The sequence below is a fragment of the Candidatus Sphingomonas phytovorans genome (assembly GCA_029202385.1).
Taxonomy (GTDB): domain Bacteria; phylum Pseudomonadota; class Alphaproteobacteria; order Sphingomonadales; family Sphingomonadaceae; genus Sphingomonas; species Sphingomonas phytovorans.
This window is the reverse complement of sequence record CP119314.1, coordinates 2,141,075-2,152,311: the sequence shown is the minus strand read 5'-3', so window position 1 is coordinate 2,152,311 and position 11,237 is coordinate 2,141,075. Positions and strand designations below refer to the sequence as shown.

Here is an 11,237-nt window from a genome sequence, read left to right as displayed (position 1 = left end):
TCGAGCTTTTCGAGGCGGTGTATCGAGGAGACCAGTCATGCACGCGGACCGCGCGACATGCACGCGCGCTCGTCCATTTGGGGCTGAGAGCTTACCGCGACCTACCGGGACCGCTTGCTATCCTCGTCGAGAATATTCCCGGGAGAGGGGCGCCCAATGGGCCCAAATCGGCGAATGCGGAAAGTGGCAGGGGAGCTCGGACTCGAACCGAGGGCCTTCGGTTTTGGAGACCGACGCTCTAACCAACTGAGCTACACCCCTGTGCGGTTGCGGGCTTTAGCGCGAGGTTCGGCAGGGAGCAAGCGCTCAGGCGGCTGCAGCTTCGCCCCAATCGCGATTGGCGACCGCTCTGGCCTCCTCGACCGGCAGCGGACGGCCGAAATAATAGCCCTGGACCTTGGTGCAGCCGAGCTCCTGCACCATGTGATGCTCCTGCTCCGTCTCGACACCTTCGGCCGTGGTGGCCATGCCGAGGCTCTGCGCCAGCGCGACGACGGCACGGATGATCGCGATCGCCTCAGGCACGTTCCGGGAAGCGCCCTGCACGAAGCTGCGGTCGATCTTGATCGAGGAGAAGCGGGTCCGGCTGAGATAGCCGAGCGAAGAATAGCCCGTCCCGAAATCGTCGAGGCTGAGCCGCACGCCAAGATCCATGATTCGTTCAAGCACCTTGGTCGCGCCGGTGCCCTCACGCATGAACACGCTCTCGGTCACCTCCAGCTCAAGCCGCTCCGGCGGCAGGCCGCTATTGGCGAGGGCCGAGGCGACAGTCGAAACGAAGGCCGGATTGTGGAGCTGATCGGGCGAGACGTTGACGGCGACTCGCACTGGCGAATTCCAGCGCGCTGCCTCGGCGCAGGCCGTGCGCAGCACCCATTCGCCGATCGGGGCGATCAGCCGGGCTTCCTCGGCGAGCGGGATGAACTTCACCGGCGAGATGTTGCCGAGTTCGGGATGAGTCCAGCGCAGCAGCGCCTCGAAGCCGGTGAGCATACCGGTCGCTGCGTCGACCACCGGCTGGTAATTCAGGTGCATCTCGTCGTTCTGGACCGCCTTGCGCAGCGCCATTTCGAGGATGCGGCGTTCCTCCGCCTCGACATGGAGCTGCGGCTCATAGATGCGGACCACGCCGCCGCCTGCGTCCTTGGCGCGGTACAGTGCCAGGTCGGCGGAGCGGATCAGCATCTCGGCCGTGCGCCCGTCGCGGGGGCCGGTCGCCACGCCGACGCTGGCGCCGGTGTAGAGCGTATGCTGATCGAGCTCATAGGGGCGTGACAGCGTGTCGATGATGGCCTGGGCCAGTTGCTCCATCCGCGCCGAGTCGCTCGCATCGCGGACGACGACGGCGAATTCGTCGCCACCGAGTCGGCCGATCACCTCATTGTCGGTCATCAACTGGCTCAGCCGTTCGGAGACCCGGCCGAGCAGCCGGTCGCCGATCGGGTGGCCGAGCGTATCGTTGACCGCCTTGAAGCGATCGAGATCGATCATCATGAAGGCGCAGCGGCTGCCCCACTTCTCCGCCTGGCCCATCGCATGGACGAGCGCCTCGTTGATCAGCAAGCGGTTCGGCAGCCCGGTGAGCGTGTCGAAGCGCGCCATCCGGTTGATCTTGTCGGCGGAGGCGCGCTGTTCGGTCACATCGGAGCCGACGCCGCGAAAGCCGACAAAGGCGCCGCGCTCGTCGAGGCGCGGATTCGCCGCGATCTCCCACCAGCGTTCCTCGCCATTGACCACGACCGGGAGGAGCAGGTCGCGGAAGCTCTCACGGCCCTTCAGCTTCTCGGCCAGGGCGCGCAGGCCAGAAGAGAAATTGCCGGATTCCCAGGCCGATCCGGCGAGCACCTGAAGAAAGGGCTTGCCGTTGACGGAAAGGGGATCGAGCCCGACCGAATGGGCGAACCGGGGGGAGGCGCGGACGATGCGGCGGCTGATGTCGGTTTCCCACAACCAGTCGGCGCTGTGTTCGGCGAACTCGCGCAGCAACAGGCTGACGGTCTCGTCGCGTTCGGCGAGCGCGATCTCGCCTGCGCGTATCACGACCAGCGCCTTGCCGCGCCCGAAGCAGACCAGCATCAGCAGCGCGGTGAAGACGATCGCGGTCGAGGCGAGCAACGGCCCGCCGACGAAATAGAGCATCACCGTGATCGAGGCGCCCAGGATGCCGAGGAAGCTGAGCGTCGCGAGCGGCAGGGCAGCCATGGCGACGGCCGATGCGGTCATCAGCAGCGCGACGACGATCCACAGGCCGAACGCGATCGCCGGATCGGCCTTGATGCCATAGACCAGCGGCGGCACCGACCAGACCGCGGCAAGCGCGATGCCTTCCACGACGGTATCGCGGACGTCGCGCAACGTCGCGGTCTCCGCCGTGCGCTGGCGAGCGGCGAGGCGACGAAAGGTGATTGCCACGGCGACGGCCGCGACCACCGCGCCCCAGCTGGCCAGCGACCAGAGCGGCGCGACCGGTTCAAGGACGAGGGCGACCAGCGCCGCCGCGACGACATTGGCCGCGAGCAGGAATAGGGCGAGCTGGCTGCCGGCATTCACCTGGGCAGCACGAATCGGCGCCCAATCGGTCGTGTCGGCCGGATCGTACAATCCAAGAAGCGCGCGTCCGTCGATGCGCGGATGGGCGAATTGAGAGGCAGGGCGCGTGCTCACGCCCCCGCAATAAACCAGTGCTGGTTATCGGATGGTTAGGCGAAGGAGCGATTCTGGCGCTTTATTTTCAGGGCGCGGGATAAAGGCTGAAAGGGGCAAGTGAATCTTGCGGCACGGCGGGAGGAGCCATGATGCGCTTCCGTGCCACTCCTTTCGGGTGCGAGGCGCCGGCCATGATGATAAATCCGCTCCGTCATTGGGAGGAAGAATGGACCAGCTATCCGATTACAGCCGAGCGGCGGGTGGCGCTGCCCTCGCGGCAAGGCTGCGGCGTTTGTCCGAACGGATCGATCGCGACGGTACGCGCATTTACGCACGGCAGAACATCCGGTTCGAGCAGCGCTGGTACGGGCTGCTCAACCAGCTCGTGCTGAACGGCCCGATGTCGATCGGTGCCATTGCCGAGGCACTGCGCATCACCCATGTCTCGGTCAGTCAGGCAAGCCGCTCCCTCGAAGCTGAAGGCATTGTCCGCTCGGATGTTTCGCCCTCCGATGCGCGCCGCCGCGAGCTCAGCCTGACCGTGAAGGGACGTGATCTCGTCGTTCAGCTTGCCCCAGTGTGGCAGGCGCTGAACGTCGTGGGCGAGGAATTGAATGCCGAGGCGGGCGATGTGGTCGCTCTCCTCGACCGCCTGGACGACGCGCTCGGTCGCAGGTCGCTTTTCGAGCGGGTGGCCGAGAAGCTGGATAGTGCAGCCTGCACTGAGAAGGGCGATTGACATAAATGTAGGCGGCTACATAATTGAGTGATGCGACGTCGCGATCTTCTCGCCAGTGCGGCAGCTCTTCCGATTTCAGGGGGCGCCTTCGCGCGTGCCGCCAGACCACCGATCTCGGTTCCAGGCGAGGATTTCATGACATCGCTGCCCGGTTTGATGGAGATTTCCGGTGTGCCCGGGATCGCCATCGGCCTGGTCGCAAGGGGGCAGGCGATCTGGCAAGCGCATGTCGGGACGGTCGACAAGGATGGCGCGGCGGTCGGCGCGACAACGATCTGGAAAGCCGCCTCGCTTAGCAAGCAGGTCAGCTGTTACGCCGCGCTTCGTCTGGCCGACACCGGTGCGCTCGATCTGGACCGCCCGCTCGCATTCTATCTCGGGGAAGATGCGTTGCCCGATGCGACTGCCCGCCGCATCACCGCGCGGCACGCGCTGACTCATTCGAGCGGGTTGCCCAACTGGCGACAGACCCGTGAGATCGTTCCGGCATTCGCGCCGGGAAGCCAGTTCCGTTATTCCGGCGAGGGCTATTTCCTGCTGGCGCGTTGTATCGAAAAAATCACCGGAGTCGGTTTCGAGGCTTACATGCAGGATGTGGTGTTCGGACCGCTCGGCATGAATTCATCGACCTTTCTCTGGCGCCCCGACCTCCCTGAGCGGCTGGCGCCGGGACATCACTGGGAAGGAACGCCATGGGACGACGCATCATGGCGCGACAGGCTCCATACCCGGATCGGCGCCGGCGACCTCCCGGTTTCCCAATGGACGCTCGACCGCGTTGCGGCCGCGATGACGCCCGTTTCAGGCACGGATAAGGGCGTGTCGCCGCTGCCGGGCGCCATTTATTATCCTAATCCGGCGATGAGCCTGATGACGACCGTCGCCGATTATCTTCGGATCGTCGCCCGGTTCACGACGTCGTTCGGCGATGGCCTGGACCTGTCACCGCGACTGCGCGCGCTCGTGGCGCGGCCTTTGGTGCGGGTCAATCGCGCCATCTCCTGGGGGCTCGGCTGGGGTAACGAGATGGCGGACGGCATGACCTATCTGTTCCAGAACGGCTCGCTTGCCGGCGCCTGCACCAGCTTCTGCCTGCTCCACCCACCTTCCGAGACGGGAATGGTTGTGTTCACCAACCACATCAACGGCCCGCGGCTCATCGATCGAATCCTGCGCGCCGCTACCGGACGCGAGCATCCGGTGTTCCTGTGGGCATGACGCGCCATTTCGCGCTGCGGGCGAGCATCTCGGCCGTCTTGTATCTGACCCTGTCCGCCGCCGCGCCGGTGATCCCGCCATGGGGATTCGATCTTGCCGGCATGGATCGCGCGGTGAAACCGGGCGACGACTTCGTCGCCTACAGCAGCGGCGCGTGGGTTCAGGCGACGACAATCCCTCCGGATCGCAGCGCGTGGGGGCCGTTCATCGCCTTGCGCGCCAATGCCGAGGCCGAGGTCAAGACGATCATCGATGATATCGTTGCGCGGCCCGGGCAGGCCGGTTCGATCGAGCGGAAGATCGCAGACACCTATAATGCCTATCTCGATACCAGCGCGATCGAGGCGGCGGGGTTGGCACCAGCCGCCGTCGATCTGGCGTCGATTGCGGCGGCACGCACCCATGTCGATATTGCGCGGCTGATGGGGCATCCCGAACTTGGCGTAGGCGGCCCGATGTCGTTCACCCCGTGGCCCGATGCCGAAAATCCCGATCGCTACGCGCTCAACATCGTCCAGTCCGGGCTGACCCTTCCCGATCGCGATTATTACCTGAAGGGCGATGAGAAATTCGCGGTGATCCGCGCCAGGTACCGGACCTATGTCGCCGCGATCCTGAAGCTCGGCCGCTATCCCGATCCGGAGCGAGCCGCCGACGCGGTGCTGACACTCGAAACCCGGATGGCCGAACTGCAATGGACGCGCGAGAAGCGTGGCGACCGCGACCTGACCTATCACCCGAAATCGCGCGCGCGGCTGAAGGCGTTCGCACCCGATTATCCGTGGGACGCCACGCTCCGCGCGCTGGAGATACCGTCGCAGGATTTCTTCGTGGTGAAGGAAGACACGGCGATCCGCGATTTGGCCCGGCTGTTCCGCGCGACCCCGGTGGCGACATGGCGCGCCTATATGACGTTCCGGTACCTGAACAATATGGCCGACGTCCTGCCGGCGGCGTTCGACGACCTGTCGTTCGATTTCAACGACCATATCCTGTCCGGCCAGCCGCAAAAGCGCGCGCGTTGGAAACGTGCGACCAGCGCTCTCAACGCCGCGCTTGGTGAGGCGATCGGCCGGCGCTATGTCGAACGCCATTTCTCGCCTGAAGCGAAAACGCAGATTGCCGCGCTTGTCGAGAATCTGCGTGCCGCCTACCAAAAGCGGATCGAGCAACTCCACTGGATGTCCGACGAGACGAAACGGGCCGCGCTCGCCAAGCTTGCGGCGCTTCGCGTCAAGGTCGGCTACCCGGACTCGTGGCGCGATTATTCGACGCTCGAGGTTCGCCCCGGTGATCCGCTGGGAAATCGCAAGCGGGCCTTGCACTGGGACTGGCGGCGGCGGATCGCGCGGCTCGGGCAGCCGACCGATCGCAACGAATGGGGAATGACGCCCCAGACGGTGAACGCCTATTCGAACAGTTTCTTCAACGAGATCGTTTTCCCGGCCGCCATCCTGCAGCCACCCTATTTCGACCCGTCGGCCGATCCGGCAGTCAATTATGGAGGAATCGGCGGCGTCATCGGCCATGAAATGGGGCATGCGTTCGACGACCAGGGCGCCAAGACGGATGCGCGCGGCGCGCAACGGAACTGGTGGGCTGCTGCCGATGTCGTCCGGTTCAGGGAACTGACGAACCGCCTTGCCGGGCAATATTCGCGCTACGAACCGCTGCCCGGTGTCCATCTCAACGGACAGACCACCCTGAGCGAGAATGTCGCCGATGTCGGTGGATTAAATGTCGCCTTCGAAGCCTATCACCTGTCGCTCCATGGTGAATCCCCACCTGTCCTTGACGGGTTTACGGGCGACCAGCGCTTCTTCCTGTCATGGGCGCAGACATATCGCGAAAAAATCCGCGAAGCGGCGCTCCGGGCGAATATCGCCTCCGACCCGCACAGCCCGGCCGCCTTCCGCGTCAATGGTGTCGTCCGCAATATCGACGGATGGTACGACGCGTTCGGCATCGTACCGGGGGACAGGCTCTATCTCTCGCCCGGCGAACGGGTCTCCATCTGGTGAACCGCCGGCTGGGATGAGACGCGCTTGCAGTGGGGAAGGGGCATGAGAGGCCAGTGTCGTGCAAGCCTCACCATTTCACCGCGGCGCGGGCGACGATCACGCTGTTGCCGGCACGCCGATAGGGGATGACGTGTGGTGGCAAGGGTGCCGCCGTTCGGCCTTCCGGCCAGCTGTCCCGAACCTCGATCATTTCAACCTCAAGCTGGCCCGATGGTCCGGCCGCCGGCATGGTCAGGCGAACCGCCTCGGTGCCGCTGGCATGAAAGGTGAGTTGCGACCAGTCACCCGCCTTCAGCGTGTCGGGGAGCGGCCGGTCCATTAATGTGAGACCGGCCAGGTCGACCGATGGCTTGAGAAAGATGCGCATATAGCGGCCGCCATTGGCGTTGGTGGCGCTGAGGCTGATCCGGCGTTCCTTGCCGTCTCCGGCAACGGCCAGTGCCAGTCCTGGCCGGACGAGAGCGGCAGGCTTTGCCCTGGCCACCCAATGGTCGCCCTTGAAGAGCGGCGCGAGCGACTGAAGCCTGGCGGTGCCGCCATCCTGGGCGAGCGCTGCCTTGACCCAGCCAGTGGAATCGAGCTTGCCGCTGACCCAGCTGGCGCTGCCCTTGTCGGTATCGGCGAGATAGAAGGCCTCGACCATTTCAGGGCTGTCCGCCGTCGGTGTCCGCCCCCTGATCCCGGCTGCGATACAGATGGCGAGGCCGGCGGCGACGCACAGCAGACCAAGTGGCCACAGGTTCCGTGACGACCAGATCAACGGCACGAGCGCGAGCAGGGCCAGCAGGATCAAGGGGGCGATGACGGCGGGCAAGGTCGCCCCGATCATCAAGAAGAAATCATAGCCGGATCGCGCCATCAGTCCGGCAAGCAACGCGGCGGGGATGGCCATGGCCACCAGCCCGGCCGGCCGGGCCGACACTTTCGGCGCGAACAGCAGCAGCGCCAGGACCGGCGCCAGAAGCAGCAGCGGCCAGACCAGCGCATGCGCGCCATTGGGCAGCATGATCTGCAGCACCAGCGCGAACAGAGCGACAAGGGCGACCGCGCCCGTGAACCAGGCGGTCAGCGCCACGCGCCGGCCAAGGCTTGCCAGCGCGAGGAGCGCGGCCGCGACACCCAGCACCAGCGGGACGAGGCTGAAGCTGCCGAGCAGCGCCGCCAGTACGCCTGCGGCACCCAGCAAGACCGCTGCGCCCCCGCGCCGGCCATTGGCCGCCGCATGAATCAGCAACGCGCCGCTGCCGATGCCGAGCAGGATCGTGGCCGCCAGCAGCCAGTCGAACTGGCCGATCAGTGCGTAGGGGGAAGCGACGTCACTCAGCAGGAGTGCCACCAGCCGAGGCGCCAGCATGAGCATCATCGCGATGCCGAGCAGCAGCGTCAGCAGCCCGCCGGCACCCGCCACCGCATCGCGCCAGGCGACGGCGCCGCGCGCCATGCCGGCCCCCGCAGAGGCAAACACCACGCCGACCGCCACGATCGCCAGCACCCAGCCCAGCCAGGAGGGATAGGCGACCAGATACTGGCCGAACAGATCGGCAAACACCGCATCTTCGCTCGCCTGATCGAGCTTTCCCGCCTGTGCGAAGGCATGGGCCACGGGCAGCACCTGGTTACCCATATGCTGAAGGCTGCCCGGATCGAGGTTGTCCGGCGTCGACAGCTGCGTGTGATAGGCCATCTGATGCCCGACAAAGGCGAAATTCATGCCGGCATGGCCCTGCTCCAGCGCGGCCGTGAGATCGGTATCGTTGGGCATGCGCTTGTAGATCGTCACCATCAGCGAATCTGCTGCCGGCGAGCTGACGCTGCGGCGATAGACGTCGATCAGCGCGCGATTATTGGCGCTGGTCTGGAACATCATCGTCTTGCCGCGATCGCCCCGAGCCTCAAGATTGATGACGGGTCCGATACGGCTGCGCAGCGGATCGCTTTCGAAAAAGGCGGACGATCCGAGCAGGCCGGCCTCCTCGCCATCAGTGAAGAGGAAGATTACCGACCGCCGCAACGGCCCGGCTGCCTTGAGTGCGCGGGCTACCTCAAGCGCGACCGCGACGCCCGATGTATCGTCGCCGGCGCCTGGAGAAAGCGGCACGGTGTCATAATGCGCCATCAGCAGCACCGCCGGGAGCGCGGGATCGCTGCCTTTGAGCTCGCCGACGATATTGCGCATCAGCCCGCCGATCGCGACATCGTTGAAATAGCGCCGCCCCACGATCGCGGTCTGCGTGTGGATTTGCGGAGCAAGCCCGAGCCCCGTCATCCGCTCCATCAGATAGCGGCGCGTCTCCTCGATTTCGGCCGATCCGGCGGGATGCGCCCGCCGGGCGATCATCCGCACATCCTTCATCGCCCGCGCGGCCGAAAATTGAGTCGCCGGTGCTCCTTCCGGCACTGGTGTCGGCAGCCGGTTCGCCAGCACCGCCAGCGCGACACCCGACAAAAGGATTAGGAGCACCAGCAGCCAGCGCAGCATTTGATGGGCGAGGTCGGGGTAACCAGTAGGGGACGCATTGGCTTGCATGAAATTTTTGTCCCCAGGATCGAAAAATGGGCTGTTCAGGATCGCCATAACACGCGTCGATGCCGCTCGCCATGGCCACATTCTGACGAATTGCCTTGAGCTCCCGCGATGAATGGTCGATCCGGCGTACAGCCGCGCCGGGGCTTCCACAAAAGACGCGCGCCCACACAGGCGATACGCACGGCAGCGCGTTTTCGCGTCTCTGGAAGGTTCCCGGAAGCAGTCGCGAAGCGCTTCAGCGCCTCGCGAGCGGTGCGTTATGCCGCGATGTCGTAGGGCTTGATCTCGCCGTCGAGATAGAGCTTGCGCGCCTTGGCGCGGCTGAGCTTGCCCGAGCTGGTGCGGGGCAGGGTGCGCGGCGGGATCAACTCGATCACGCAATTCATGCCCGTCACCGAGCGGACTCGTTCGCGGATTTCCTCGCGCAGGCGGACACGCTCCGCATCGTCGGAGCTGCGGCACTGGACTAGCACGGCAGGGGTTTCCTCACCGCCCGGCGTGGTGATGGCGAAGGCGGCGATGTCGCCGGCCTTGAAGCCGGGGAGCTGCTCGACCGCCCATTCGATATCCTGCGGCCAGTGGTTGCGGCCGTTGATGATGATCATGTCCTTCGCCCGGCCGACGATATAGACATAGCCATCGGACATATAGCCCATGTCGCCGGTGTCGAGCCAGTCATCGACCATGCAGGCATCGGTCGATGCCTGATCGCGGAAATAGCCGACCATCACCGACGGGCCAGAACACCAGACCTTGCCGATCGCGCGCTCGGGGAGCGGCGTGCCGTCCTCTTCGCGGATCTCGACCTTCATGTCGCGCACCGGCTTGCCGCAATTGACGATCGCGCGGTAACGCTGCGGCCGATCCTGTCCTGCGGCCACACCGGAGAGCTGGGTCTCCTCGACCAGCTCGACGCGGATACCCTCGCCCGGCGGCATGATCGAGACGGCGAGCGTGGCTTCGGCCAGGCCGTAGCTCGGCAGAAAGGCAGTTGCCTTGAAACCGGCATCGGCGAACGCGTCGACGAAGCTCTGCATCACGTCAGGACGGATCATGTCGGCGCCGTTGCCGGCGACGCGCCAGCGCGACAGGTCGAAGCGATCGGAGGCCTTGGTCTGGCTCGACATGCGCCGCGCGCAGATATCGTAGCCGAAGGTCGGCGAATAAGAGAGGCTGGTGCCCTGGTTGCGGCTGATCATGTCGAGCCAGGCGAGCGGGCGGCGCGCGAAATCCTCGGTCTTCAGATAATCGGTCGAAACCTGGTTCGCGACGGGGGAGAGGAAACAGCCGACCAGACCCATGTCGTGATACCAGGGCAGCCAGGAGATGCAGCGGTCGCTTGGCTGCAATTCCATGCCGTGGCCGTGGGCGGCAAGATTGTTGAGCAGCGCATGATGGGTGATCGCCACGCCGTGCGGAAACCGGGTCGAGCCGCTGGAATATTGCAGATAGGCGATGTCGGTGCCCTTGGCGGCCGGCAATGCGGCGTCGGGCGCGGGACGCTCGACCAGTTCGGACCAGTCGACACCCTCGATCCCGACGAGGCGGGCGGCCTCACCGGCCATCTGGGCCAGCTCGGGCGGGTAGATCAGCATCGTGGGGTCGCAGCTCGAAAGCTGGACGCGAAGCTGCTCGATATAGGAATCGCGGCCGCCGAACGAGGTCGGCAGCGGCAGCGGCACCGGCCAGGCCCCGGCATAGACGACACCGAAGAACAGGGCGGCGAAATCCGGGCTGGTCTCGGCGACCAGCGCGATACGATCCTCGGGCGTGACGCCGGCAGCGATCAGGCGGCGCGCCATCGTCAGCGCATCCTCGCGCAGTTCAGCGAAGGAATAGGGGCGGAGGAGGCCGCCGCGCGCATCGTGGAAATTGAGCCCGCGAACGCCGCTGGCGGCATAATCGAGCGCTTCCCCAAGCGTCTCGAAATCCGCGAAACGCCGCGCGAGCGGATCGTTGGTGGGGGTCGACGTCAGCGCGGCACGCTCGGCCAACAGCTCTCCCGATCCCCGAACATCACTAACCATTTGTCCTTGCGCCCTTGATCGCGGCCTTTCCCCAAAAGCCGCTCCTTATGAAGCGTGCA

At 65.4% G+C, this 11,237-nt stretch carries 6 protein-coding genes and 1 tRNA gene; 3 read left to right on the top strand and 4 right to left on the bottom strand.

Going from position 1 to position 11,237, the window contains the following annotated elements; genetic code table 11:
- Positions 1–184: 184 nt before the first annotated feature.
- Both P0Y59_09955 and P0Y59_09950 read right to left on the bottom strand, forming a co-directional pair.
- Positions 185–261: transfer RNA gene (locus P0Y59_09955), tRNA-Trp, on the bottom strand.
- Positions 262–306: 45 nt separating this feature from the next.
- Positions 307–2,664: an EAL domain-containing protein gene (locus P0Y59_09950; GenBank protein ID WEK01976.1), complete on the bottom strand. Its 2,358-nt coding sequence runs from the start codon at positions 2,662–2,664 to the stop codon at positions 307–309.
- A 208-nt stretch (positions 2,665–2,872) separates the two neighbouring features.
- Here P0Y59_09950 and P0Y59_09945 point away from each other — a divergent pair, with 208 nt between their 5' ends.
- From P0Y59_09945 to P0Y59_09935, 3 genes are all read left to right on the top strand, one after another.
- Positions 2,873–3,385 (top strand): MarR family transcriptional regulator, encoded by a 513-nt coding sequence (locus tag P0Y59_09945; GenBank protein WEK01975.1) that lies wholly within the window; start codon positions 2,873–2,875, stop codon positions 3,383–3,385.
- Between the two features lie 135 nt (positions 3,386–3,520).
- A complete protein-coding gene (locus tag P0Y59_09940) occupies positions 3,521–4,603 on the top strand; it encodes a serine hydrolase (GenBank protein WEK01974.1) in 1,083 nt (360 codons plus the stop codon).
- A complete protein-coding gene (locus tag P0Y59_09935; protein ID WEK01973.1) occupies positions 4,600–6,624 on the top strand; it encodes a M13 family metallopeptidase in 2,025 nt (674 codons plus the stop codon). Before P0Y59_09940 ends, P0Y59_09935 begins: the two co-directional genes overlap by 4 nt.
- 67 nt (positions 6,625–6,691) lie before the next feature.
- Here the strand turns inward: P0Y59_09935 and P0Y59_09930 are convergent, their stop codons facing one another.
- Together P0Y59_09930 and P0Y59_09925 are read right to left on the bottom strand one after the other, a co-directional pair.
- Complete coding sequence (locus P0Y59_09930) at positions 6,692–9,103, bottom strand: M20/M25/M40 family metallo-hydrolase (protein ID WEK01972.1); 2,412 nt, start codon at positions 9,101–9,103, stop codon at positions 6,692–6,694.
- A 305-nt stretch (positions 9,104–9,408) separates the two neighbouring features.
- Positions 9,409–11,178: a fatty acyl-AMP ligase gene (locus tag P0Y59_09925; protein ID WEK01971.1), complete on the bottom strand. Its 1,770-nt coding sequence runs from the start codon at positions 11,176–11,178 to the stop codon at positions 9,409–9,411.
- Between the last annotated feature and the right edge of the window lie 59 nt (positions 11,179–11,237).

Coding starts and splice junctions, on each gene's coding strand:
- P0Y59_09945 (WEK01975.1), top strand. CDS start 2,873: ATGGACCAGCTATCCGATTACAGCCGAGCGGCGGGTGGCGCTGCCCTC.
- P0Y59_09935 (WEK01973.1), top strand. CDS start 4,600: ATGACGCGCCATTTCGCGCTGCGGGCGAGCATCTCGGCCGTCTTGTAT.
- P0Y59_09925 (WEK01971.1), bottom strand. CDS start 11,178: ATGGTTAGTGATGTTCGGGGATCGGGAGAGCTGTTGGCCGAGCGTGCC.
- P0Y59_09940 (WEK01974.1), top strand. CDS start 3,521: ATGACATCGCTGCCCGGTTTGATGGAGATTTCCGGTGTGCCCGGGATC.
- P0Y59_09930 (WEK01972.1), bottom strand. CDS start 9,103: ATGCTGCGCTGGCTGCTGGTGCTCCTAATCCTTTTGTCGGGTGTCGCG.